This is a genomic window from Brevundimonas sp. Leaf280 (assembly GCF_001422455.1).
In the GTDB taxonomy this organism is placed as follows: Bacteria; Pseudomonadota; Alphaproteobacteria; order Caulobacterales; family Caulobacteraceae; genus Brevundimonas.
In genome coordinates, this window is sequence record NZ_LMNC01000003.1 from 391,083 (window position 1) to 415,533 (window position 24,451).

At 66.8% G+C, this 24,451-nt stretch carries 25 protein-coding genes; 9 read left to right on the forward strand and 16 right to left on the reverse strand.

Going from position 1 to position 24,451, the window contains the following annotated elements:
• Window positions 1-13: 13 nt before the first annotated feature.
• A complete protein-coding gene (locus ASF31_RS07990; RefSeq protein WP_055754141.1) occupies window positions 14-832 on the forward strand; it encodes a hypothetical protein in 819 nt (272 codons plus the stop codon).
• Between the two features lie 10 nt (window positions 833-842).
• Here the strand turns inward: ASF31_RS07990 and ASF31_RS07995 are convergent, their stop codons facing one another.
• Window positions 843-1,550, reverse strand: a complete 708-nt coding sequence (locus ASF31_RS07995; protein ID WP_055754142.1) for a fatty acid desaturase — start codon at window positions 1,548-1,550, stop codon at window positions 843-845.
• Window positions 1,551-1,648: 98 nt separating this feature from the next.
• On the opposite strand from ASF31_RS07995, the gene crtY reads away from it, so the two are divergent.
• The 3 genes from crtY to ASF31_RS08010 are packed head-to-tail and all read left to right on the forward strand — an operon-like array spanning window position 1,649 to window position 5,225.
• The gene (gene crtY / locus ASF31_RS08000; RefSeq protein ID WP_055754143.1) at window positions 1,649-2,815 is read left to right on the forward strand and encodes a lycopene beta-cyclase CrtY; all 1,167 of its coding nucleotides are present in this window, start codon (window positions 1,649-1,651) and stop codon (window positions 2,813-2,815) included.
• Entirely contained in the window at window positions 2,815-4,296 is a 1,482-nt protein-coding gene (locus tag ASF31_RS08005) for a phytoene desaturase (RefSeq protein WP_055754144.1), read from the forward strand. The genes crtY and ASF31_RS08005 overlap by 1 nt, the downstream gene beginning before the upstream one ends.
• Window positions 4,293-5,225 carry a phytoene/squalene synthase family protein gene (locus ASF31_RS08010; protein ID WP_055754145.1) on the forward strand — a complete coding sequence of 311 codons (933 nt, stop codon included), beginning with the start codon at window positions 4,293-4,295 and terminating at the stop codon, window positions 5,223-5,225. Before ASF31_RS08005 ends, ASF31_RS08010 begins: the two co-directional genes overlap by 4 nt.
• A gap of 3 nt (window positions 5,226-5,228) precedes the next feature.
• Here the strand turns inward: ASF31_RS08010 and ASF31_RS08015 are convergent, their stop codons facing one another.
• The 3 genes from ASF31_RS08015 to ASF31_RS08025 are packed head-to-tail and all read right to left on the reverse strand — an operon-like array spanning window position 5,229 to window position 8,111.
• On the reverse strand, window positions 5,229-6,242 hold the full coding sequence (locus ASF31_RS08015) for an ABC transporter permease (RefSeq protein WP_162233951.1): 1,014 nt from the start codon (window positions 6,240-6,242) through the stop codon (window positions 5,229-5,231).
• Between the two features lie 50 nt (window positions 6,243-6,292).
• On the reverse strand, window positions 6,293-7,240 hold the full coding sequence (locus tag ASF31_RS08020) for an ABC transporter ATP-binding protein (protein WP_162233952.1): 948 nt from the start codon (window positions 7,238-7,240) through the stop codon (window positions 6,293-6,295).
• Entirely contained in the window at window positions 7,200-8,111 is a 912-nt protein-coding gene (locus ASF31_RS08025; protein ID WP_055754148.1) for a polyprenyl synthetase family protein, read from the reverse strand. The genes ASF31_RS08020 and ASF31_RS08025 overlap by 41 nt, the downstream gene beginning before the upstream one ends.
• A gap of 109 nt (window positions 8,112-8,220) precedes the next feature.
• On the opposite strand from ASF31_RS08025, the gene fni reads away from it, so the two are divergent.
• Window positions 8,221-9,264: a type 2 isopentenyl-diphosphate Delta-isomerase gene (fni, locus tag ASF31_RS08030; RefSeq protein WP_055754201.1), complete on the forward strand. Its 1,044-nt coding sequence runs from the start codon at window positions 8,221-8,223 to the stop codon at window positions 9,262-9,264.
• Here fni and ASF31_RS08035 read toward each other — a convergent pair.
• Entirely contained in the window at window positions 9,231-9,716 is a 486-nt protein-coding gene (locus ASF31_RS08035; RefSeq protein ID WP_055754149.1) for a sterol desaturase family protein, read from the reverse strand. The two genes, fni and ASF31_RS08035, sit on opposite strands and share 34 nt — an antisense overlap.
• Window positions 9,717-9,790: 74 nt before the next feature.
• Between ASF31_RS08035 and ASF31_RS08040 the strand changes: the two genes are divergently transcribed.
• Window positions 9,791-10,528: a sterol desaturase family protein gene (locus ASF31_RS08040; protein WP_055754150.1), complete on the forward strand. Its 738-nt coding sequence runs from the start codon at window positions 9,791-9,793 to the stop codon at window positions 10,526-10,528.
• A gap of 9 nt (window positions 10,529-10,537) precedes the next feature.
• Here ASF31_RS08040 and ASF31_RS08045 read toward each other — a convergent pair whose 3' ends face one another.
• From ASF31_RS08045 to ASF31_RS08065, 5 genes are all read right to left on the reverse strand, one after another.
• Entirely contained in the window at window positions 10,538-12,730 is a 2,193-nt protein-coding gene (locus ASF31_RS08045) for a polysaccharide biosynthesis tyrosine autokinase (RefSeq protein ID WP_055754151.1), read from the reverse strand.
• Window positions 12,731-12,811: 81 nt separating this feature from the next.
• Window positions 12,812-14,095, reverse strand: a complete 1,284-nt coding sequence (locus ASF31_RS08050; protein WP_055754152.1) for an outer membrane beta-barrel protein — start codon at window positions 14,093-14,095, stop codon at window positions 12,812-12,814.
• Between the two features lie 22 nt (window positions 14,096-14,117).
• Window positions 14,118-15,092 carry an SDR family NAD(P)-dependent oxidoreductase gene (locus ASF31_RS08055; RefSeq protein WP_055754153.1) on the reverse strand — a complete coding sequence of 325 codons (975 nt, stop codon included), beginning with the start codon at window positions 15,090-15,092 and terminating at the stop codon, window positions 14,118-14,120.
• Window positions 15,092-16,414: a UDP-glucose/GDP-mannose dehydrogenase family protein gene (locus ASF31_RS08060; RefSeq protein WP_055754154.1), complete on the reverse strand. Its 1,323-nt coding sequence runs from the start codon at window positions 16,412-16,414 to the stop codon at window positions 15,092-15,094. Before ASF31_RS08060 ends, ASF31_RS08055 begins: the two co-directional genes overlap by 1 nt.
• A 126-nt stretch (window positions 16,415-16,540) precedes the next feature.
• The gene (locus ASF31_RS08065) at window positions 16,541-17,332 is read right to left on the reverse strand and encodes a PhoH family protein (RefSeq protein ID WP_156355976.1); all 792 of its coding nucleotides are present in this window, start codon (window positions 17,330-17,332) and stop codon (window positions 16,541-16,543) included.
• A gap of 310 nt (window positions 17,333-17,642) precedes the next feature.
• Here ASF31_RS08065 and ASF31_RS08070 point away from each other — a divergent pair, with 310 nt between their 5' ends.
• Entirely contained in the window at window positions 17,643-18,170 is a 528-nt protein-coding gene (locus ASF31_RS08070; protein ID WP_055754156.1) for a gamma carbonic anhydrase family protein, read from the forward strand.
• Here the strand turns inward: ASF31_RS08070 and ASF31_RS08075 are convergent.
• Genes ASF31_RS08075 through ASF31_RS08090 form a run of 5 tightly spaced genes read right to left on the reverse strand, consistent with a single transcriptional unit; the run spans window position 18,165 to window position 22,124 of the window.
• Window positions 18,165-19,106: a bifunctional riboflavin kinase/FAD synthetase gene (locus ASF31_RS08075; RefSeq protein WP_055754157.1), complete on the reverse strand. Its 942-nt coding sequence runs from the start codon at window positions 19,104-19,106 to the stop codon at window positions 18,165-18,167. The genes ASF31_RS08070 and ASF31_RS08075 overlap by 6 nt on opposite strands.
• Complete coding sequence (locus ASF31_RS08080) at window positions 19,106-19,567, reverse strand: MaoC family dehydratase (protein ID WP_017506733.1); 462 nt, start codon at window positions 19,565-19,567, stop codon at window positions 19,106-19,108. Before ASF31_RS08080 ends, ASF31_RS08075 begins: the two co-directional genes overlap by 1 nt.
• A gap of 39 nt (window positions 19,568-19,606) precedes the next feature.
• Entirely contained in the window at window positions 19,607-20,476 is an 870-nt protein-coding gene (locus ASF31_RS08085; RefSeq protein WP_055754158.1) for a TIGR01459 family HAD-type hydrolase, read from the reverse strand.
• A 53-nt stretch (window positions 20,477-20,529) separates the two neighbouring features.
• Window positions 20,530-20,847, reverse strand: coding sequence for a hypothetical protein (locus ASF31_RS14460; RefSeq protein ID WP_156355957.1), 318 nt, complete (start codon window positions 20,845-20,847; stop codon window positions 20,530-20,532).
• A 2-nt stretch (window positions 20,848-20,849) separates the two neighbouring features.
• Window positions 20,850-22,124: an EAL domain-containing protein gene (locus ASF31_RS08090; protein WP_055754202.1), complete on the reverse strand. Its 1,275-nt coding sequence runs from the start codon at window positions 22,122-22,124 to the stop codon at window positions 20,850-20,852.
• A 109-nt stretch (window positions 22,125-22,233) separates the two neighbouring features.
• Here ASF31_RS08090 and ASF31_RS08095 point away from each other — a divergent pair, with 109 nt between their 5' ends.
• Both ASF31_RS08095 and ASF31_RS08100 read left to right on the forward strand, forming a co-directional pair.
• Window positions 22,234-23,004, forward strand: coding sequence for an SDR family NAD(P)-dependent oxidoreductase (locus ASF31_RS08095; protein WP_055754159.1), 771 nt, complete (start codon window positions 22,234-22,236; stop codon window positions 23,002-23,004).
• Complete coding sequence (locus tag ASF31_RS08100; RefSeq protein ID WP_055754160.1) at window positions 22,994-23,962, forward strand: lysophospholipid acyltransferase family protein; 969 nt, start codon at window positions 22,994-22,996, stop codon at window positions 23,960-23,962. The genes ASF31_RS08095 and ASF31_RS08100 overlap by 11 nt, the downstream gene beginning before the upstream one ends.
• Here ASF31_RS08100 and ASF31_RS08105 read toward each other — a convergent pair.
• Window positions 23,920-24,426, reverse strand: a complete 507-nt coding sequence (locus tag ASF31_RS08105) for a response regulator (RefSeq protein WP_055754161.1) — start codon at window positions 24,424-24,426, stop codon at window positions 23,920-23,922. The two genes, ASF31_RS08100 and ASF31_RS08105, sit on opposite strands and share 43 nt — an antisense overlap.
• Window positions 24,427-24,451: the final 25 nt, after the last annotated feature.

The following is a 24,451-nucleotide window of genomic DNA, read 5'->3' on the forward strand; positions in this document are numbered from 1 at the left end:
TTAGAGTGGTTCCATGCTCGAAACGATTGCGTCGCCTCGGTCTTTGATAGTCGCGCTTGCGGCGTCCCTGCTGGCGCTCGCCGCTTGCCAGCGTGAGCCGCAGCCTGCGCCTGCTCCGGCCCAAAAATCCGAAACGCCGCCGGTGGTGACCGTTGCGCCTGCGCCGGTGCTGGATCGCGCCGGCCTGCTTGAGGCCATGGACATCGCCGCCTCGGCCTTCGCCGCAGGGCGAGAGGTCGGGGGCGCGTCTCTGGCCGGGCGACGCTTCGTCGTCCGCCAGGCCTTTGGCTGCGGGGCACCTAGTGACGCTGCTGAAACAGCGGCGGACGGACTGGCGACAGTGACTTGGGCGAAAGACCGCCAGACCTTGAGGTTCAGCCTGGCGCCGGCGGATTGGCTGCAGTCCGGTCTGATTGGAGGCGACGACAGCGGCTTGGAGGCGGTCGAGGGGTTCTGGCTGGAACGGCCGTGGCTGCGCACCGAGGTCTGCCCGGCGATGGCGCCCGGCGCCTCGACGTCCGACCTGTCTTCGCCTCAGACAGTGGGTCTGGCCGCCGTGTTCAAGGCGAACGGCGCGCGGACCGGCCGCCGAAACGGCCGCGCCTACGAGTTCACGCTGCGCGGCGAGGACGGTCAACCACCCGTGCCGTCGGCGCAAGGATACCGTCTGGTCCTCGAAGGGCGCATGACCGCCTTCGCCGACGGCCGCGCCATCCACTGTCGGGCGGCCGCGCCCGATCAACGGCCGGTGTGCATCGGGGCGGTGCAACTGGACCGCGTCGCCTTCGAAGACGCCGACGGCCAGATGCTCAGCGAATGGCGCGACGGCTGACGCGATCCGGCTAGCTGAACAAACTCCACCAGGGCTTCCAGGGGGTCAGATGGTGTTCGTGGTGGCGGCCGAAGTGGAAGCAGGTCAGCAACGACAGGACCGGGCCAAAGGAGCTGGTGCGGGCGTTGTGGTGGTCGGGGAAGGCGTCGTCGGTATGCCTGTGAGGCAGCCAAGTGCCGAATGTGAAAAGCTGTAGCGCCGAGAGCAGGGCGGGCGCGGCCCAGAAGACCAGGAGATTGGGCATGCGGGCGCCGAGGATCAGCACCGCGACGGCCACGAGCACCGTCAAGACGGCCAGTTCTTGCCAGCCGAAATAGGTGCGGAAAAAGCCGTAGAACCAGGGCAGGAAGGCGCGGGGGGCGTCGGCGTGAAAGTCGGGATCTTCCGCCGTGCCGGGCGCGGCGTGATGGGCGTGGTGTGCGGTCTTCAAAGGCGCGAACCGAAAACCGGCGTAGAGGGCCAGCGTCAGGCTGCCGATCGCCGTGTTCAGCCGGGGGCGCCCCGGCGCCAGGGAGCCGTGCATGGCGTCGTGGGCGACGATGAACAGGCCGACGGACAGCCAGGTCTGGACGGCGACGATCAGCGGAACGGTCAGGACGCTCCAGATCGTCCAGCGATGAAAATAGACGCCGTAGATATGCAGGCTCAGCCAAGCCGCCGCGATCAGGCCAGCCAGCGTCAGCCCGATCAGGGCCTGGTTCGGGACGACCCGTGACATTGGCGTGACGGCGGACATGGCGCGACACTTAGCGCATCGCGGCCCGGTAAGCATCCTGTTCGCTTGCCGCATGCCTCCGCGCGTGCCACCTGTCTGGAATGCAGGTCGACGCCTCTGACACTTCCGCGCCGGACCTTTTGCTGGTCGGCGGCGGCCTGGCCAATGGCTTGCTGGCGTTGCGGCTGTCGCAGGTCCGCCCTGATCTGGACGTGCGAATCGTCGAGGCGGCGCAGACCCTGGGCGGGGGCCACACCTGGTCCTTCTTCGACAGCGACCTGACGCAGGCGCAGCGCGACTGGATCGCGCCCGTGGTGGTGCATCGCTGGCCGGGATACAGTGTCCGTTTTCCCCAGTTCGAACGCGCGCTGTCGACCCCCTATTGCAGCGTCACGGCCGAACGGTTCGCGGCGGTGATCCAGGCGGCTTTGCCCGGAAAGATCATGCTGGGTGCGCCGGTCGCTTCGGTGTCGCCGACCGAAGCGGTGCTGGCTGATGGACGGCGTCTGAGCGCCAAGGCGGTGATCGATGGGCGCGGGCCAACCGCGACGCCGGATCTGGCGCTGGGTTTCCAGAAGTTCGTCGGGCTAGAGGTGCGGCTGGCGGCGCCGCACGGTCTGACCACGCCCATCGTCATGGACGCCTGCGTCGATCAGGCCGGGGGCTATCGGTTTCTCTACACCCTGCCGTTCGATGATCGCACGCTGCTGATCGAGGATACGCGCTACACCGATGGGGATGCGCTGGATCGCGCGGCCTTCCGGCAGGGCGTGCTGGATTACGCCCGCGCGAAGGGCTGGGAGATCGAGACGGTCTTGCGCGAAGAGGACGGCGTCCTGCCCGTGGCGCTCGATGGGGACATCGGCGCGCATTTGTCGCGGATGGGGCCGACGGCGCTCAGCGGCCTGCGCGCTGGGCTATTTCACCCGACCACCGGCTATTCCCTGCCGGACGCGGTGCGCCTGGCCGACCGGTTGGCGCGGGATTTCGAGCCGGCGACGATCGCTCAAGACATCCGCCGCCATGCGCATGACGTATGGGCCGGACGAGGCTTTTATCGGTTGCTGAACCGGATGCTATTCCGTGCGGCGCGGCCTGATGAGCGATACAAGGTGCTTGAGCGGTTCTATCGTCTGCCCCAGCCTTTGGTCGAACGCTTCTACGCCGCTGGATCCACCCTCGCTGACAAGGCGCGGATCCTGAGTGGAAAACCCCCGGTGCCGATCGGCGCCGCACTGACCTGTATGGTCGAAAGAGGACGTGCGTGATGCGGGCTGCTGTAATCGGATCGGGCTTCGGAGGCTTGTCGCTGGCCATACGGCTGCAGTCGGCGGGCATTCAGACTACGGTGTTCGAGGCCCGCGATCTGGAGGGCGGCCGAGCTTACGTCTTCAAGGACAAGGGCTATACCTTCGACGCCGGTCCCACCGTCATCACCGACCCGTCAGCGCTGGAGGAACTGTTTGAGGCCAGCGGGCGTAAGCTGTCGGACTATGTCGAACTGCTGCCGGTCGCGCCCTTCTATCGGCTGTGCTGGGAAGACGGCGACGTCTTCGACTACGTCAACGATCAGGACGAGTTGGACCGCCAGATCGTGGCGCGCAATCCGGCCGACAAGGAAGGCTATCGCAAGTTCCTGGCCTATTCGCAGGACCTGCTGAAGGAAGGCTATCTGAAGCTGGGGGCCGTGCCGTTCCTGGACTTCGCCAGCATGGTCAAGGCGGCGCCGGAGCTGATGCGGCTTCAGGCCTGGCGGTCGGTCTATGACAAGGTCGCCAGCTATATTCAGGACGAGCACCTGCGTCAGGCGTTCAGCTTCCACTCCCTGCTGGTCGGCGGCAATCCATTCGCCACCTCGTCGATCTATGCATTGATCCATGCGCTGGAGCGGCGCTGGGGCGTGTGGTTCCCGCGTGGCGGCACCGGCGCCCTGATCCAGGCCATGGTGCGTCTGCTCAAGGATCTTGGCGGGGAAGTCCGGTTGAACAGTCCGGTCGAGCGCATCACCATGGCGAACGGTCGCGCGACCGGCGTGGTGGTGAACGGCGAGACGCTAGCCTTCGACATGGTCGCCTCCAACGCTGACGTAGTTCACACCTATCAGCGCCTGTTGGGTCAGGAACCGCGCGGTCAGAAGGAGGGCGCCAAGCTGGCGTCGCGGCGTCACTCCATGTCGCTGTTCGTCATCTATTTCGGCCTGAAACGCGTCCACCCGGAGGTGCGCCACCACACGGTGCTGTTCGGGCCGCGCTATCGCGAGCTGATCGCCGAAATCTTCAAGGGGCCGGACCTGCCCGATGACTTCTCGCTGTATCTGCACGCGCCAACGCGGACCGATCCGTCCTTGGCGCCCGAGGGCTGCGACGCCTTCTATGTGCTGGCTCCCGTGCCGCATCTGGCCTCGGCGGACATCGACTGGGAGGTTGAGGGGCCGCGCTATCGCGACCGGATCCTGGCCTATCTGGAAGAACGCTACATCCCCGGCCTGACGGCCGACCTGGATACCTGCCGCATCTTCACGCCGGTCGATTTCCGCGACCAGCTGAACGCGCACCAGGGTTCGGCCTTCTCGCTGGAGCCTATCCTGACCCAGAGCGCCTGGTTCCGGGTGCATAACCGCGACGACCAGATCCCCAATCTGTATTTCGTGGGCGCCGGCACCCATCCCGGCGCGGGCGTGCCGGGCGTGGTCGGTTCGGCCAAGGCCACGGCCGCCCTGATGATCGAGGACGCGAGGCAGCCGGCATGACCGACGCCGTCCTGGATCACAGCCGCCAGTCGATGGAGCAGGGGTCCAAGAGCTTCGCCGCCGCCGCGCGCTTGTTCCCGGCGGCGATCAGGGCCGACGCCTGGATGTTGTATTCCTGGTGCCGGCACTGCGACGACGAGATCGACGGCCAGGTGCTGGGCCATGGCGCGGTCGGCATTGATCCGGTGCTGGCCGGCGAGAAACTGGACGAACTGCGCCTGCGCACCGCCGCCGCCCTGGCCGGTGAGCCGCAGACGGACCCGGTCTTCACCGCCTTCCAGCGCGTGGCCATGCGTCACGGCATTCCAGCCGACGAGGCGATGGACCTGTTGCAGGGGTTCGAGATGGACGTCATCGGCCGGCGTTACGATACGCTGGAAGACACGCTGGACTATGCCTATCACGTCGCCGGCGTCGTCGGGGTGATGATGGCGCGGATCATGGGGGTGGACGATGCGCCGACCCTGCAACGCGCGCAGGATTTGGGGCTAGCGTTCCAGCTGACGAACATCGCCCGCGACGTCGTCGAGGACGCGAAGGGCGGACGCGTCTATCTGCCCGGCGCCTGGCTGGATGAGGTGGGCGTGCCGCGCGATCAGGTCGATCAGCCCCAGCACCGCGCCGCCGTTGCCCGGACGGCGCAGCGTCTGGTGGCGGCGGCCGAGCCCTTCTACGCCTCGGCGCGGTGGGGTTTGCGCGATCTGAACCCGCGTTCGGCCTGGGCCATCGCGACGGCGCGCGGCGTCTATCGTTCGATCGGCCGCCATGTTTCGCGCGCCGGGGTGAGCGCCTGGGACGGGCGGACGTCGGTCGACAAGGCGGGCAAGCTGATGCTGCTGGGACGAGGGGGTCTGATCGCCCTGTGGTGCAAGACGCTGGACGCCTGGCGCGAGCCGCCGCCGCGCCCGGCGTTGTGGACCCACGTCTGACCGTCAGCGAGCCGCGCGCCGCCGCTCCAACATCAGGGCGATCGCAAGGCCCCCTGCGCCCAGACCGGCCATGACCGCCCAGGCGGCGATGACGGTCGGGGTGAACTCCCCGCGCCAGATCACGGCCTGATAGGCCTCGATCGCCCAGGCGTGGGGCGTGATCCAGCCGAGATCGCGGAAGGCCTCGGGCATCAAAAAGCGCGGCGCCATCGATCCGCCCAGAGCGGCCAGAAGCAGGACCACGAAGGTCGTCAGCGGCTGGGCCTGTTCGCGCGATCGACACGCTGCTGTCAGAGCCAGGGCGAGACCGGCGGCGCAGAAACCGACCGCCAAGGCTGTGACCGCCGCCGCCGCCATCTGCCAGGGGGCCAGGTCAGGCAACTTGACCCAGGCGGCGACGAAGACCGCCGCCGACTGCATCAGGCCCACCGCAGTCAGCCAGGCGGCCCGCCCGCCAAGGATGGGCGCCAAGCCGCCGCGCGCCAGGGCCAGGCGTGACTGAAGACCGGATTGCCGCTCGTCCAGCCCGCCCATGGCCCCATGCATGGCGGCGAAGAAGACGAACATGACGCTGACCGCGCCCGCATAATAGGTCGCCTGCACATCACCCTGGGGACCGATCTGCAGGGTCTGAACACGCGGCGCGGGTCGTGCGACCTGACCCGACAGGGCGGCGGCCATAGGCTCCAGCCGCGCCTGAACCGCCGACGCCGCCACGTCCCGGCCGGCGGCGGAAACGATCACCAGTTTTGGCGGTCCCTGCGTCGAGGGACGAATCAGTATGCCGGCGTCAGCGCGGCCGTCGATGACGGCGCGGTCGAAGGCCTCGCGATCGTCGATGATGCGAAGTCGATCGCCCATGTCCTTCGACACCGCCTCGCGGATCGCCGCCGTCGCGGGCGTGCGCGACGCGTCATGCAGGACCAAGGTGGTGTCGATGTCGCCCCGTGCGCCCGCTCCGAAGATCGCTGCGAACAGCAGATAGACCAAGGGCGGCAACAGGAGGGTCAGGATCACGCCTGCGCGGTCGCGCCAAAACCCTCTCGCCCAGGCGCCCGCCACCGCCATCATGATGGAGCCTGCGACAGCTGTGCGACCAGATCGTCCAGGCCGGGGCGACGCACGGCGACCTCGCCATCCTCGCCATCGACGACGGCGGCCAGCATCTGGGCGATGGCGAGCGCGTCCTCGCAGAGCCGACGCCACTCCAGCCCGTCCTCGGACGCGGTCAGCCCCGCCTGGGCGAACCATTGGGCGGCGCCGTCTGACGCCGGTCGGATCAGGCGAATGCTGAGCAGCCGGGCTGAGCCGAAGGCGCGATGAAGCAGGGCGTTCGGCGCGCCTTCCGCCAGAAGTCGCCCCTGCGCCAGGACACCGATCCGGTCGGCCGTATCGGCGACGAATATGGCGTCATGGCTGATCAGAAGGCAGCCGGAGCCCGCCTTTGCGGTTTCGCGCAGGGCTATGGACAGCACACTGCGGGTCGCCGCATCGACCCCTTCCGTCGGTTCGTCGGCGATCAGCAGGCGCGGTTGTCCGACCAAGGCGGCGCTGAGGTTGGCGCGCCGCTTCCAGCCGCCGGACAGGGTGCGCACCGGCTGGTCCGCGCGTGGGCCGCAGCCGGTCAAATCGAGCGCGCGGTTCACCACCGCGCCGCGATCACGCTTGGGCACGCCGCATAGCCGCGCCGTCACATCGACGTTCTCGCGCGGCGACAGGGCCGGGAACAGGGCGCTGTCCTGCGGCGCCAGCCCGATGCGCCCGCGTGGTCCGCCGCCCTCGCTCAAGACGACACGACCGCGCCGCGCGGGCAGCAGACCCGAGGCGACACGCGCCACCGTGGACTTGCCCGCACCATTCGCCCCCAGCAGCGCATAAACCTCGCCCGCAGCGATGCTGAGGCTGAAGTCACGCAGCACGGGTCGGCCGTCGTAGCCCGCATCGATCCCGCTCAGCGACAAGGCCGGCGTGACCTCAGACCCCAAGTTCAGCCTGCTGGAATAGGTCCAGGACATACAGGGCCAGGGGGCTGTCATGGCCGACCGCCTCGACCGCCTTGGCCAAGGATTGTCGCACCGCCGCGCGGGTCCGGCATTCGCCCCACAGATCGACGAAGGTGGTTGTGTCGTCGTCCTGACCCACGTCCTTGCCGACGGCGTCCACGGTTGAACAGACATCCAGCAGATCGTCGCAAAGCTGGAAGGCGAAGCCGATTGCCTCGCCGAAAATTGACAGCCGCGCCAGATCCTGCGTATCGCCGCCGCCGAGCAGACCGCCGCCGAGCAGACCGCCGCCGCGCATGGTGGCGACGAACAGGGCGCCGGTTTTCAGGTCGTTGATCTGGCGCAAGGCGGTTTCGTCGCGATTCCTCGCGTCGTCGCGCAGGTCGCGCATCTGACCCTCGGACAGACCATTGAAACCAATCGCCTGCGTCAAAAGGTCCAGGGCCGCCAGACGCGTTTCCGCCGGCGCCGGGGTCTGCATCACCAGACGCGTCGCTTGGTTCAACAGGGCCACGGCCGCCAGAACCGCCGTATCCTCGCCGTGGCGACGGTGCAGGGTCGGCTGGCCCCGACGCAGCGAGGCGTCGTCCATGCACGGCAGATCGTCCAGAACCAGCGACGCGGCATGGACCATTTCCAGCGCGCAGGCATAGTCCAGTGCGTCTTCCGGATCGCCGCCGACATGCGCCGCCGCCAGCATGGCCAGCACCGGCCGGACGCGTTTTCCCTGGCCCAACAAGGCCTCGCGGGCCGCCGTAGACAGCAGGCCGTCGTGCGCCGGAGCCAGCTCAGCCAGGCGCGACTGAACCCGAAGGCGCAGATCGTCGGGGTCGCAGGATGCGTCCGCCAGGGGCGGTTGGCGCCGGATGCCGACGATCGCCATACAGATCTCCCATACTCGCCGGCGTCGCGTTGCGACCACGCGCCGAACCTTTATGATGCCATACGGCATCACGACCGCGTCGGATGCAACCCGCCAGGAGCCGTTTGCGATGTCCACCGACGCCGATGCCTTGATCCGGCGCAAGGACGAACACATCGACTATGTGCGGGCCGGGCGAGGCGTCAGCCAGACGACATCGGGTCTGGACGCCGTCCGTTTCGTTCACGACGCCCTGCCGGATATTGATCACGACGCGATCGATCTGGCGACGCGCTTTCTGGGGCGGCGGGTCGCCTTGCCGTTCCTGATCAGTTCAATGACCGGCGGGCCGTCGCGGGCCGAGGCGATCAACGCGCGGCTGGCCGAGACCGCCCAGGCCCTGGGCGTCGTTCTGGCTGTAGGCTCGCAGCGTGTGGCGCTGGAGACGGACGGTGGTTTGGGCCTGGGGCTGGATCTGCGACGTCGGGCCCCCGATGCAACGATCTTGGCCAACCTGGGCGCCGTGCAGTTCGCGTTAGGCTATGGCGTGGACGAGGCGCGGCGGGCCATGGAGATGATCGGAGCCGACGCCCTGATCCTGCATCTGAACCCTTTGCAAGAAGGCGTTCAGCTCGAGGGCGATCGCGACTGGCGTGGCGTGGCGCGAGGCATCGAGCAGATTGCGGCGGCTTTCCCGGGCCGTCTGATCGTCAAGGAGACCGGCGCCGGCCTGTCCGGCGCGGTGGCGCGTCGTTTGGCGGACATGGGCGTCGCCGCGCTGGACGTGGCCGGGGCGGGGGGCACCAACTGGGGCCTGATCGAGGGTGCGCGAGCGACGGGAGGTCGGGCGGAAGCGCTGGCCGCGCCCTTCGCCGGCTGGGGCGTGCCGACGGCGCGCAGCCTGGTAGACTGCGCCCAGGCCGCGCCGGAACTGGATCTGATCGGGTCGGGCGGCATCCGCGACGGTCTGGATGCGGCGCGCGCGATCCGGCTGGGCGCCTGTCTGGTCGGCCAAGCGGCGGGCGTGCTCGAGGCGGCGCTGACTTCGACCGAGGCCGTGGTGGGTCATCTGGATCTGATGGCGGCCCAACTGCGGCTGGCCTGCTTCTGCACCGGGTCGGCGGACCTTGCCGCCCTGGCTCAGGCGCCGTTGCTGGAAGCGCCGCGCTTCTGAGACAGTTCGGCCTTCAGCGCGCGCGCCGACCGCACCCACAGGAAGCCGAACGACACGCAGCCTTCGCGCGTCCGCACTGCGTGATGCAGTCGGTGGGCTTGAATGCGTCGCGTCCAGAACCCCGAGCGTCCGACGATTCCCGTCGGAAACCGGCGATGCACCAGTCCGTCGTGAAAGAAGAAATAGATCAGTCCATAGGCTGTCACGCCCATGCCGATCGGCAGCGCCCAAGGCCACAGATGCAGACCCAAGGCGACGAGGATGATGGCCGGGGCGGCGAACACCACGGCGAACAGGTCGTTTTTTTCCAGCACGTCTTCGTGCGGCTCATGATGGCTGCGGTGCCAGGTCCACAGCAGGCCGTGCATGACGTAGCGATGCATCGCCCAGGCGAAGACCTCCATCCCCAGGAAGGTGGCTAGGAACAGCAGGATCATCGTCGGCCAGGGCATGACCCCATCATAGGCGCTTTACGGACCGCGCGTCACGACTTGACCCGGCGCGACGTTTCGCCGTCTGTGCGCCCATGTTGAAGGACCTTTTCGTCACCACCCTCGCGCTCAGCCTGATCATCGGCGTGCGCTATCTGCTGGTCGGGGTCGTGACCCATGGTTTGCTGTGGGGCGGAGCGGGACGGGGACGCCAGCTGAACCACAGGCCGCCGGCGGCGAAACGCATCCGCGCCGAAATCATCGCGTCCATGATCGCCTGCCCGATCTACGCCCTGCCGGCCGCACTCGTCATCGAACTCTGGAAGCGCGAGGGAACGGCGATCTACGATGACATCCATGCCTGGCCGCTGTGGTGGCTGCCCGTCAGCTTCATCGTCTACATGCTTGCCCACGACGCCTTCTACTATTGGGTCCACCGCGGACTGCACCATCCGCGCATCTTCCCCTGGGCCCATGCCGAGCATCATCGGTCGCGCGATCCCAGCGCCTTCGCCTCCTTCGCCTTCGATCCGGCCGAAGCGATCGCCACAGCCTGGTTCCTGCCGGCCCTGACCCTCTTCATCCCCATTCATTGGGGCGTAGCGCTGGCGCTGCTGACCCTGATGACCGCAACCGCCGTGCTGAATCACGCAGGCCGAGAGGTCTGGCCCGCGTCCTGGCTGAAACGCGCCCCCCTGCGCTGGATGATCACCGCCACCCACCACGACGCGCACCACAAACGCTTCAACGGCAACTACGGCCTGTATTTCCAGATGTGGGACCGGTTGGCCTCGACCGAGGTGTCGAGCCGGCGCGGGGAACGCCCGCGCTGACGCCGGGCGTCAGGCCGCGTAGTATTTCCGATAGGCGCGGTAGTCGTAGTCGGCGTGGCTATAGCCTTGGCCCGACTGGGCCCGGACATCGACCTGGCTCAGGGTGACGCCTATGGGACGGGCCCCGGATTGATGCAGGATGCGCAGGGCGGCGGCGACGGCCCGCGCGGGGGTCTTTCGCCAGCGGGCGAGGAGGATGACGGTGTCGGCCTTGGCTGACAGGATACGGGCGTCGGCGAGGACCACGACGGGCGCGGTGTCGATGACGATCAGGTCGAAGGCCTGACGCAGTTCGTCGAGCAGGGCGGTCATCGGCGGGGCGCCGAACAGGTCATCGGCCGACAGGCCTGATCCCGACAGGGGCAAGACCTGTGCGCCAGAGGCCGGGTCCAGCACCAGGACGTTTCGCCAGGCCGCCGCGCCGTGCAGTATCTCGGCCAGGCCGTGATCGGGGTTCAGGCCCAGCATCCGTGTGACGCCGCGCCGACGCGGGTCGCCGTCGATCAACAGCACGCGTCCGCCCGAGCGTGCGGCGACGCGGGCCAGACAGACGGCTGTGGTGGTCTTGCCTTCGCCGGGCAGGGCGGAGGTGACGGCGACGATGCGCGCGGACGGTTCGCCCACGACGCTGACGATGGGGGTGATCGAGGTGCGTAGTGCCCGGAAGGCCTCGGCGAAGACCGACAGCGGTCGCTGGACGACGAGGTCGATCGGGTGCAGCGTCTGATCCTCCGCCGTCGCCACGGAGGAGGCGAGGGGAATGGCGCCGACGGCGCCGACGCCCAGCCTGCGCTCGATGTCATCGGGGCCGCTGAGCCCTGTCTGCATGGCGTTGGCGATGATGACGGCGCCGGTTCCCGCCGCCGCGCCGAGCATCAGACCGAGCGCGAGGCTGATCATTAGGTTCGGTGCGCTTTGCGCGGTCGGAGGCGTGGCGCGCGAGACGATGCGGGCGTCCGCCTGTTCGACGCCGGTCTGGGCGCTAGTCTCGCGATAACGATCCAGGAAGGCGCGGTAGATGGCGCGGGCGGCTTCGGCCTCGCCTTCAAGTTCGCGCAGGCGCACTGAGGCGGCGTTGTTGTCGGCCAGGGCGCCGCGCGCGGCGTCCAGGCTGGATTGGACCGAGGCGGCGCGTTGGCGGGCGACCTGGGCCTGGGCGTCCAGGTTGGAGACGACACGGCGGATCTCGGCCTGGATCTGGGCGTCGATGTCGGACAGCTCCTGACGGGCGCGGATCATGTCGGGGTGCAGCGGGCCATAACGGACCGACATATCCGCGACGCGCGTGCTGATCGCGGCGCGCTGGGCGCGCAGATTCTGAACCACGGGAGAGGAGAGGGCCTCGCCCACATCGTCGCCGTTGGAGCCGGCCGCCATCTGGGATCGGGCGGTGCGCAGGCGGGCGTCCTGTTCGGCCTGCTGTGCGCGGGCCAGGGCGAGTTGCTGGTTGTAGGCTGAGATTTCCTGCTCGGTCAGGGTGGCGCCCTGGGCGCTGAGCAGGCCATTGTCGATCCGGTAGGCTGAGACGGCCGCGTCGGCGGCCTCAACCTGGCGGCGCAGGTCTTCCAGCCGGGCGCCCAGGAAGGTGTTGGCCTGGGCGTTGGCGTCGAACTTGGCGGTGAGTTGGGACTGGAGATAGGCGTTGGCGAAGGCGTTGGCGATGCGGGCCGCCTTGATCGGACTTTCGGAGGAGAAGCCGACCGCCATCGAATAGGTCAGGCCGACGCGGCGCACGGTCAGGCGCCGCCGGACGGCGTCGATCACCTGTTGGCGCTCGATCTGAGCGTCGGTCGGCGCAGGCGTAGTGCGCGGCAGGTGTTTGGTGAGGGGCGAGGATCGCAGGCGAGCGTTGAACTCGGGATCGCGGATCAGATCCAGCGTCTGCACGACTTGGGCGGCGAGCTGGGGCGACTTCAGAACTTCAACCTCGGTGTCGACGACGGCCGCCTCGGCGTCGAGCGCCGACAGCACGGCCTGTCCCGCAACGACCTGTTCCTTGCGCGTATTGATCTGGAGGCTGGCGGTCGCAGTATAGACGGGAGGCTGGCCCAGCATCAGCGCCAGCACGATTAGGCAGACGGCTGCTGCGACAGCGATAAACAGGCCGAGACGACGCCGGAAGGCGGCGATCAAGGCATGGAGGTCGATGGCGTCGTCCGCAGGCTGGCCGGGACCGCCGATCGCGGGGTCGTGGTGGGTCATCGCGCCATCGAACGGTGATCGTCCCGTCCAGTGGTGCGATGATGCCTTCAGGTTGTCAATCTTCGCGCTGTGGCCGTGTACTCAGAACTGCGAGACGACCGCGACGGAAAGGCGCGTTGAGCGATAGCTCGGTCCTGCCGCCGCGCCGGACGAGGATTGATCGAGAAAGGTCACGCCGGCGGTCAGACCGTAGCGACGGTTGAGGCGATAGACGGCGCTGAAGCCGGCGGTAAGGCGCGTGTCCGTGCGGTCGAGGCCGTTGTAGCCGTCCTCGCTCCACGCCGTTTCCGCCGTCAGGATCAGGTTGCGCAGCAGTTCGTGGTCCACGCTGATCGACAGGTCGGTGCGCAGGGCGCCGGCCGAGTCGATCACGCCGGTGTCCGCGACGCTGCGCGCCGCGGTGGCGGTCAGAGTCGTCAGTTGGGTGGGGAACCACGACAGGCGCGCACGACCGCCGAAGCCGTCGAGATCGCCATAGGCTGCGTCTTGGAAGTCCTGGCGGATGTATCCGGCGGCGACCTCGCCCCGGATCAGCGCGCCCAGCTCGAAGTCCACGCCAGCCAAGGCTTCGTGACCGGAAGAGGATCGTTCCGGCGACCCTGCCACCTTGCGATAGTTGCGGTCATCGCGGGCGACCTGAAAGAACAGGGCCGTCGCGGGAGAGAGGGCGTAGTCCGCGCGGCCGGTCAGGCGGGCGACGGTGCGATCCCGGTCGTCCTGTTCGATGACGGCGCCGGCAGCGCTCAGTCCATTGCGGTAGTCGTAGCGAAGGACGGCGGCCTTGGCTGACAGGCGCAATCGACCTTGCGAGCGTGTCGCCGCCAGCGAGGTGGAAGCCAGATCGAAGGTGATCGGGCGGCGAGCGCCGGGGCCGGCGCCGGGGGCCGTGCGGGCTTCGTGATCGCGGGCGTAGTCGGCGGCCAAGGTGATGTCGACGCCTCGCGCCACGTCGAGACGACCGGCGCCGCCCAGGCTCCAGTCGGTCGTGTTCTCGCTGTCGAAGTCGAGGTTGCGGTCGATCTCGGCGCGGGCGCGGGTTTCAAACGCGTGGCGCGACGAGTTGGATCGGACGACGACTTCAGGCGTCAGGCGGATGGTCGTTGCAGGCTGACGGTCGTCCTTGGCCGCAAAGATGTTGTCGTCATGGACGACGCCCGACTGAAGCCGAGGAAAGACCGTGAAACCGCCGGCCCGGATGCCGAGCGGGTCATAGGCGGGCTGCGGCCGGTCGCGCACAGCGACCGCGCGGTTGCGAACGAAGAGGTCGATTTGCGAGTCCTGAGCCAAGCGCAAAGCCTGGGCCGAGGCGTCGGTTGCACCGAACAGCAGCAGGGCGACGCCGGCCGGCAAGATTTTGCGTCGCATCGGCCCCCCAAGCCTTCTTGCGTCAACCGTTCTCGTATTGACGCCACCAGGCGACGAACTTTTCCAGTCCAATCTTCAGCGGGGCCTTGGGCTGATAACCGCACAGGGCATTCAGCTTTGAAATGTCCGCATAGGTGGCGGTGACGTCGCCGGGCTGCATCGGCCGCATGATCTTGTTCGCGCTGACGCCCAGCGCGGTTTCCAGCGTGGAGATCATCTCCATCAGGCCGACGGGCTGGCTGTCGCCGATGTTGTAGACCTCATGCACGCCCCGCGCGGGAGGACGGTCCAGCACGGCGACCACGCCGTCGACAATGTCGTCGATATAGGTGAAGTCGCGCGCCATCTTGCCTTCGCCATAGACCTCGATCGGCTCGCCGCGCACGATCTTCTGGGTGAAGCTGAAATAGGCCATGTCGGGCCGGCCCCAGGGGCCATAGACGGTGAAGAACCGCAGGCCCGATTGCGGAAAGCCGTAGAGCTTGGCGTAGCTCTGGCTCATCAGTTCGCACGAGCGTTTGGTCGCGGCGTAGAGCGAGACGGGATTGACCGTCGGATCGTCTTCACGAAAGCCCGAACCCTCCAGCGGCCGATCGCCATAGACCGAACTGGACGAGGCATAGACCAAATGGGTCACGTCATTGTGCCGCGCGGCCTCCAGCATCGACAGATGGCCGGCCAGATTGGACCGCTCATAGGCGAAGGGGTTTTCGAGCGAGTAGCGGACGCCGGCCTGAGCCGCGAGGTGGACGATCCGCTTGACCCCGGCGTCTGAAACGAGGGCACGCATCTGCGCGTGGTCGGCGATATCGGCGCGGACCATCCTGAAACCGTCGCGACCCTCAAGCCGAGCGGCGCGGGCGGCTTTCAGGCGCGGATCATAGTAGTCGTTGAAGACATCGACGCCGATCACCTGCTCGCCCCGGTCCAGCAGGCGCTCGGCGACGTGCATGCCGATGAAGCCGGCCGCACCGGTGACGAGGATCGGCGACCCCATCAGCCGCGCCCGATGCCCATGTAGCGGAAGCCGCGATGCTTCATGTCCTCGGGTCGATAGATGTTGCGCAGATCGACCAGGACCGGCTGTTTCATCAGCAGCTTGATGCGGTCCAGATCCAGGGCGCGGAACTGGTCCCATTCGGTGACGAGGACCACAGCGTCAGCACCGACGACGGCGTCATAGGCGCTGTCCTTCATCTGGATGTCCGGCAAAAGCTTAGCGGCCTCATGCATGCCTTCGGGATCGAAGGCCTGGACGGTCGCGCCTGCGGCGATCAGGGCAGGCGCGATGTCCAGTGATGGGGCGTCACGCATGTCGTCGGTGTTCGGCTTAAACGTCAGACCCAGAAGGGCGACCGTCTTGCCCTGGACACTTGTCCCCAGGGTCGCGGCGACGCGGTCGGCCATGGCCTTCTTGCGGGCGTCGTTGACCTCGACCGTCGCCTCAATCAGCTTTGTCGGCGCGCCATACTGCTGGGCGGTGCGGACCAGGGCGATAGTGTCCTTGGGGAAGCACGAGCCGCCATAGCCGGGGCCGGCGTGCAGGAACTTCGAGCCGATACGCTTGTCCAGGCCGATGCCGCGCGCGACCTGCTGGACGTCGGCCCCGACGGCTTCGCACAGGTCGGCCATCTCGTTGATGAAGGTGATCTTCATTGCCAGGAAGGCGTTGGCGGCGTATTTGATCAGCTCGGACGTGCGACGGCCCACAAACAGCAGCGGGCTCTCATTCAGGTTCAGCGGACGATAAAGTTCGCTCATCACCTTTTGCGCGCGACCGCCGGTGTCGCCGGTCATGTCGTCGATGCCGATGACGACGCGGTCGGGACGTTTGAAGTCGCCGATCGCGGCGCCTTCACGCAGAAATTCGGGGTTGGAGACGACGGCGAAGTCGGCCTTCGGATTGGTCTTGCGGATAATCGCCTCGACCTCGTCGCCCGTGCCGACCGGGACGGTCGATTTGGTGACGACGACCGTGAAGCCTTCGATCAGGCCGGCGATCTCCTCGGCGGCAGCGTGGACGTAGGACAGGTCGGCATGGCCGTCGCCGCGACGCGTCGGCGTGCCCACGGCGATGAAGACGGCGTCCGCCCGGCGAATGGCCTCGGCGCCGTCCAAGGTGAAGAACAGTCGGCCTTCGCGCACATTGGCGGCGACCAGATCATCCAGCCCCGGCTCGTAGATCGGGATTTCGCCCCGCTCCAGCCGTTCGATCTTGGACGGGTCCTTGTCGATGCAGGTGACGACATGGCCGAAGTCGGCGAAACAGGCGCCGGACACCAGGCCCACATAGCCCGTCCCAATCATCGCTACGCGCATCGAAATCCCTCATCAGCCGCGAGCCGACCTTTAGCGGTGCGGTGCGCCCGGGGACAATGGCTTTTGGTTTCGCGGTGCAACGCGCCTGCAGCCGACGCCGTCCAGCGCCGGCTGCAGGATCGGGCTTTACAGGACGCCGATCATCGAGGCGACCAGCGGGTGACGGACGATGTCGCGCTCGGCCAGACGCACCACTGCGATGTCGGGCACGGCCTCCAGTCGAGCCGAGATGTCCGACAGGCCCGAGATGCCAGGCAGCAGGTCCGACTGCTGCGGATCGCCTGTGACCACCATGGTCGAATGCCAGCCCAGGCGGGTCAGCAGCATCTTGAGCTGGACGTAGGTGCAGTTCTGCGCCTCGTCCACGACGATGAAGGCGTTGTTCAGCGTGCGGCCGCGCATATAGCCGACCGGGGCGATCTCGATCAGACCTTCGGCCATCAGCGCCTTGACCCGCTTCATCGACAGACGATCGGACAGGGCGTCGTAGAGCGGGCGCAGATAGGGAGCCAGCTTGTCTTCCATGTCGCCGGGCAGGAAGCCGATGGATTCGCCGGCCTCGACGGCGGGACGGCTCAGGACGATGCGGCCGACCTTTCCGGCCTCAAGCGCCTCGACCGCCTTGGCGACGGCGAGGTAGGTCTTGCCTGTGCCTGCCGGACCCAGCGCCATGACCAGATTGTGGTGGTCGATAGCCTCCATCAGTTCGCCCTGGCCCTCGGACTTGGGCTTCAGCGTCTTCAGATAGCCTTGTTCGCGGTCGTCGTTCGAAGGATAGGGCGACCATCCTGATCGTTCGTTATGCGGGGCGTGAAGCCGGCGAACTTTCGACTCCTCCATGAAATCACGCGAATCCAGGATTCCGTGTTCACGCGTTTGACGCTTGGTTGCAGCACGCTTGGTCATGGACGCCTCCAGGGCATGAAAAAAGGCGGACCCGAACGGGCGCCGCCTTGGATGGTCTTGGGGAGGAAGAGGTCGCGGCCTGCACAGCGGCGGCCCGGATCGACAGCAGGGCCGTCTGCAACGGGGTGCGCCCGCCGCCGAACAACCGAACCAGGATCCCAACGCGCCACGCGAAAGCCCCGACTTGATGACCGGATCGGGCTTGATCCGGTTTCGGATCCGGGGCCGAAATGGCGACCCACGAATCGCATCAACAGAATGATGCTATCGTGGTTAGCGATCCGTTAAAGCCCTCGTTTTTCAAAGATTAGGCGGTGTACAGATGACCATTTACGCTTTGGGCGACAGCAAACCACAGCTTCCGCCGCAGGGCGAATACTGGGTGGCGCCAAGCGCATCGGTAATAGGGAACGTGATTCTCCATTCCAACGCCAGTGTCTGGTTCGGCGCCGTGCTGCGGGGGGACAACGATCCGATCACCGTGGGGCCTGACAGCAACATTCAGGACGGCAGCGTGCTGCACACCGACATGGGGTCGCCGCTGACGCTGGGGCGCGGCGTGACGGTGGGGCACAAGGCGATGCTGCATGGCTGCGAGGTTGGGGACTACAGCCTGATCGGCATCGGGGCGGTGGTGCTGAATGGGGTCAAGATCGGCCGGAACTGCATCATCGGGGCCAACGCGCTGATCACAGAGGGCAAGATCATCCCGGACAACAGTCTGGTCGTGGGCCAGCCCGGCAAGGTGGTGAGGGAGCGTGACCCGGCGCAAATCGCCGTGCTGCAAATGTCAGCCGAACACTATGTGCAGAACTGGAAGCGGTTCGCAGCGGAGCTTCGGCCCCTATGATCGGCTGAGGACAAACCGCGCCGCCGCCGCGTCGGCGTCGATCTGGGTCTTCAGGGCGTCGAGACCGTCAAAGGTCTCCTCGCCACGCAGCCAGGCGACCAACTCGGTGTCCAGCGTCTGGCCGTACAGGTCGCTGTCGAAGTCGAACAGCCAGACCTCCATCAGCGGGGTCTCCAGCGCATACATGGGACGCACGCCCAGGCTGGCGACGCCGTCGATCACCCGCCCGTCCGGCAATCGGCTGCGGGTCGCATAGACGCCGTAGGCGGGGCGCATGTAGTCGCCGAGCGCGATATTGGCCGTCGGCACGCCGATGGTGCGGCCGCGCTTGTCGCCGTGGATCACCTCGCCCCGAATGGCGAAGGGGCGGCCCAGGATGGCGGCGGCGCGGGCCATGTCGCCGGCCTTCAAGGCCTCGCGAACGGCGCTGGACGACAGTTTCAGCCCGTCCGCGTCATCTAGCCGTTCGGCGACAGAAACGGTGAAGCCCAGCCTCTCGCCATAGGCGCGCAAGGCCTCGGGCGAGCCGGATCGGCCCTTGCCGAAGGTGAAGTCGAACCCGACGGCGGCGTGGCGAATGCCCAGACCCTCGGCTAGCACCCGTTCGGCGAAGGCGGCGTCTGTCATGCCGGCCATTTCGGCGTCGAAAGGCAGAAGATACAGGATGTCCACACCCAGCGGCGCCAGGGCCTCGGCAATCTGATCGGCCGTCATCAATCGAAAGGGTGCGGCGTCCTTCTGGAACCAGCGGCGGGGATGCGGATCGAAGCTGACGACGCCCAGCGGCGCGCTCAGCCGTTCTGCTGCGTCACGTGCGCCGGCGATGACGGCCTGATGCCCGCGATGCACGCCGTCGAAGGCGCCGACGGCGACCGCCGCGCCCTTCAGCGCGTCCGGCACCTCGCGCCAGTCGCGCCAAATACGCGCAATCTGCATCAACGCTGGGACGGTTTGCGCCGGCGGGGGACGCGGACGACGGCGACGCCGTCCATGATCATGGTCTCGCCGACGAAGCCTTCGCAGCTGAGCTTGACCCGCGCGCTCTCGGGCTCGACCTCGATCACGGTGATCAGGATACGCACGACGTCGTCGATCCGCACCGGCTGATGGAAGGCCAGGGTCTGGGAAATGTAGATCGAGCCGGCGCCCGGCAGGATGGTGCCGACCACTGCAGAGCCGAACGAGGCGCTGAGCAGGCCGTGAGCGATCCGGCCGCGATAGGCGGTCTTGGAGGCGAAGGCCTCATCCAGATGCACCGGGTTGAAGTCGTCGGAAGCCTCGGCGAACAGCCGAATGCGGTCCTCCGTCGCGACGACGATTTTCTCGGCCGCCATGCCGACGTGAAGTTCGTCCAGGATGTAACCACCGGACGGATGCTGCTGAACCAATTCGACCATGGATGAGGCTTTAGCGGCGGTGCGACAAAATGGCGAGCCTTACCAGTTCAGTTCGAGCGCGGCGTATCGCGCATAGGTCGTTTCCGCCTTCAGCAGGGCGGCGGCGCGGGCCGGGTCGAGCGCGCTGTCTTCGCCCTTGGCCTGGTCGCCGTGGATGCCTTGGGCGATGAACAGGCAGTCCAGCCCTTGCGCATTTGCGCCCATCACGTCGGTGACGACGCCGTCGCCGATGCACAGGATGCGCGAGCGATCGACGGGGCGGCCCAGCAGGCCTTCCGCCTCCTTGATCGCCAGATCGTAAATCGGGGCGAAGGGCTTGCCCGCCATCACGACCCGGCCGCCCAGCGATTCATACAGGTCGGCCAGCGACCCGCCGCAGTAGATCAGCTGGTCGCCGCGCTGCACGACGCGGTCGGGATTGGCGCAGATTAGTTCGATATCGCGTGCGGCGCCGACGGCGAACCGCTCACGGTAGTCTTCGGGCGTCTCGACCGTGTCGTCCACCGGGCCGGTGACGGAGATGAAGGCTGCGTCCTCAGGCGACGCAGCGCGCTCGAGGCCAAGACCGGCGTACAGCGGCGCGTCACGTTCGGGGCCAACGATCCAGGCCGGACCGGGCGCGCGCTTGGCCAGTTCGGCGCGGGTCGCGTCGCCGGAGGTGACGAAGGCCTTCCATGCGTCACGCGGCACGCTCAGCCCATCCAACTGAGCGATCACGTCCGAGGCTGGGCGGGGCGAGTTGGAGATCAGCACCACGTGGCCGCCCTCGCGGTTGAACCGGGTCAGCGCCTCGCACGGGCCAGCCCAGCTTTCGCGGCCATTATGGATCACGCCCCAGACGTCGCAGAGCAGGATGTCATAATCGCCAGCGAGGGCGCCGAGGTGGGGCAGGGCGTGGGGGAGGGTCATGGGCTGGTCCTTAGCCCTTCTCGTCTTGATGGAGAAGGTGTGGCGGACGCTCGTCAGTTGCACGGACCGATTTGGCGACCATCGGTAAACTTCAATCGAATTTCCGGGTCTACCCAGGCTTCGACGCCATTGCCGCGATAGTAATCTTCAGCAATCCCTCCGCGCACGAACTGCAGTTGGATAGGCTTCGGTGTGGAGCCGCTAAACTCACTCACCTTGCCGCCGCTGAATGTTTTCAGCGTCAGATCGACAGCTTCATCCGGCTGGCATTCAAGAGTTCGAGACCGGTCAGATCTCAGGAATGTCGGCTCCGAACTGCAAGCGGAGAGCAGCAGGCACGCGACTAGCGGACCAGCAAGCTGAAGACGCACGTCTAGCTGAACCGGCGACGCTGCTCGGCGCTGCGAAGGGTGGAGCGCAGGAACTCGGCCGGGGGGTCGGTCTCGGCCAACACCTGTTCCTTGATGGCGCGGGGTTCGCCGAACAGATGGCCCTGGCCCATGCCGACGTCCAGTTCCAGGATGTCGACGACCTGGCGTTCGTTCTCGACCTTTTCGGCGATGACCTCGACGCCATAGCGGCGGGTCAGGGCGGCGAAGTCGGCGGCCTGGATGTCGGGCATGGAGCGCAAGGGGGCGCCGCCGTCCAGGTCCAGCAGTTGTTCGATCATCAGGTCTGCCGCGACCTTGATGAATTTGACGTCCGAGCGTTGCAGGTCGGCGAAGTCGAGGTCGAGCGTCTGCACCTTGTCCAGCGAGAAGCGGAAGCCCAGGTCGGCCAGCTTGGCCATGTTGCGGGCCTCGATTGCGCCGCGCGCGTCGAACGTCGCCTGACCCAGTTCGAAGATCAGGGCTTGGTTCAGGTCCCGATTCTCGCTGAGGAAATCCAAGAACTGCGGGAAGAAGGTCTCGTCGCCCAGCGAGGTCAAAGCCACGTTGCAGAAGACGCCGACCTTACGGTCCTGACGCGCCAGCCGCCGCACGATCTGGGCGCAGCGGAACAGCAGCAGATTGTCGATCGCGGGCACAAGGCCCTCGCCCTCGGCCAGAGACAGATATTCCGCCGGCATCATGACGCGGTCGGTAGCGTCTCGCAGTCGGGTGAAGCTCTCGTAGAAGATGGTCCGGCGCTGGGGCAAGGAAACGACCGGCTGGAGATACAGATCGACGCGGCCTTCGCTGAGCGCTTCGTGGATGGTGCGCAGCAGGACATTCGACTGCGCCATGCGACGGCCCTCGAAGGTCTCGACGCCGATATGGGGCGCGGCGGCTAAACGCTCGTCGATGCTTTCGCTCATCTGCTGGACCAGGGATTCCAGCATCCGGACCTCGCCGGTCAGCGCATCGGTGTCGGACAGGACGCCGGTCTCGATGGCGTGCGCCAGTTCGGTCAGGGCGCCCTGGGTCGATTCCATCGCATCGGCGAGCAGGCGGTGGGCCTCGCGGACTTGGCCGATTTCCTTTTTCAGGACGCGGCGCTCGGCGATGCCGGTGACGATGCCGTGGAAAGCGCCCAACAGCCCTAATGCGCCGAGCGTTCCGGCCACGCCTGCGCCGATCCCTAGGCCCGCGCGCCACAGGAAGGCGCCCACGGTCATGCCGAGGAACAGATAGGCGAAATACAGAAAGCCCGTTGTTACGTTGCGCATCGGCTGGCGGTCGGCCACTCCCGGATGGAATCGCCTGAGTATCAGGCTATCAATGTCATTCGGCTAGAGCGGGGCTGCAAATATCCCCGCCAAACCTACGGGAAACGCAATGGAACTGTTCGATCTGACCGGCAAGGTCGCAATCATCACCGGCTCATCGCGGGGAATCGGCAAGGCCATCGCCGAACGCCTGGCCGAACATGGCGCCAAGGTCGTCATCTCGTCGCGCAAGGCCGGGCCGTGCGACGAGGTCGCCGCCGAGATCAACGGCAAGTATGGCGAGGGACGCGCAATTGCCGTTCCCGCCAACATCGCCTCGAAGGAGGATTTGCAGCGGCTGGTTGATGAGACCAACGCCGTCTTCGGCCAGATCGACATCCTGGTGTGCAATGCCGCGACCAATCCCTACGCCGGGCCGATGGCGGGCATCGCCGACGACCAGTTCGAGAAGATCCTGCAGAATAACGTCATCTCGAACCATTGGCTGATCCAGATGGTCGCGCCGCAGATGCTGGAGCGCAAGGACGGGGCGATCCTGGTGATCTCGTCCATCGGCGGGCTTCGCGGCAACGCCCTGATCGGCGCCTACAATATCTCCAAGGCGGCGGACATGCAGCTGGTACGCAATCTGGCGGTGGAGTGGGGACCGTCGAACGTGCGGGTCAACTGCATTGCGCCTGGGCTGGTTCAGACCGATTTCGCCAAATATCTGTGGGAGAACCCGGAGCTGTTGAAGCAGGTCACCGAGCCGGCGCCGCTGAAAAGGATCGGCCAGCCCGATGAAATCGCGGGCACGGCGGTCTATCTGTGCAGCCCTGCGTCGGCCTATGTGACCGGCCAGACCCTTGTGGTGGACGGTGGATTGACGATTGCCTGGTGAAGATACGCGCTCAAGCCGCACGGCGGGCGGTAGCGCAAAAGCGTGGAAGCAGGATTTCGCATGGCGCCTGGAGGCCTTCGGCTTTCAGGCGCTGTTCGGCTTTTTGCGCCTGCTGGGCGTCGAGCGGGCGTCGGGGTTGGGCGGCTGGCTGCTGCGCACGCTGGGGCCGCTGACCGGCACGCAGAAGACGGTAATGCGCAACCTGCGGATCGCCTTTCCTGACATGCCGGCAGACGAGCGCGAGGCGCTGGCCTTGGCGCAATGGGATCAGACGGGCCGGACCTTCGCCGAACTGGCGGTCATGGATCATCTGACGCCCGAAGGCGGGCGGGTCGAGGTGGTCGGGATGGAGCGGCTGCACGCCCTGCGCGACAGCGGCAAGCCGGCCGTTTTGATCTCGGGCCATCTGGCCAACTTCGAGGTGATGGCGGCGGTGATCATGGCCTCGGGCGTGCCGTGTCAGGTGACCTATCGCGCCGCCAATAATCCGTACGTCGACGCCCTGATCCGCCAGAGCCGGGAGCGTTACGGCATCCGCCTGTTCGCGCCCAAGGGCGACGGGACGCGCGAACTGATGGCGGGGATGAGGCGCGGCGATTCCATCGCCCTGTTGGTCGATCAGAAATACAATCAGGGGCCGGAGGTGGAGTTCTTCGGCCAGCCGGTGAACGCCTCGCCTGGAGCGGCGAGGCTGGCGCTGAAGTTCGACACGGTCATGCTGCCGCTGTCGGTGGTGCGCCTGCCGGGCGTGCGTTTCCGAGTGACGGCGCACGAGCCGATCGTGGTCAATCAAAGCGAGGACAAGGCGGCCGATACGCTGGCCGGCATCCAGGCCGCCAATCGCTTCGTTGAGGACCGGGTGAAAGAGCATCCCGTGGACTGGTTCTGGGTCCACAAGCGTTGGCCGGACAAGGTCTATGCGGCGTTGGACCGCGAGGCGTCCGACCCTCGACGGTAAGGCCCGGCGTAGTCGGGCGTATCGCGCCGCCGACGGCAGGGGCCGATATAGCCATCGGCCTTGATGAAGGGGCGGGGTCGCATGATGACGGCGTTCAGCCGATCCAGTACGGCCTTGGCGGTGATCGGCTTGACGATGAACTCGGTCACCCCGGCGTCGCGGGCCTCATAGACGCGGCTGCGTTCGGAATGGCCGGTCATCATGATGATCGGCAGAAACGGATTGGGGCTGTCGGGGCTGGTGCGGACCAGCCGTGTGAACTCGACCCCGTCCAGCGGGAACATGTTGAAATCGACGATGGCCAGATCGATCGCGTGGCGACGCAGCAGATCGAAAGCCGTGGCGCCCTCGGACGCCTCATAGACGTTGCGGATGTCGGCCGAATGCAGCACGGCCGACGCGATGGCGCGCATATTCTGATTGTCGTCCACAAGCAGGACGTTCAGCGATTTCAGAGAAAACATCGGGCCCCGCCAGATCTTTGATCGA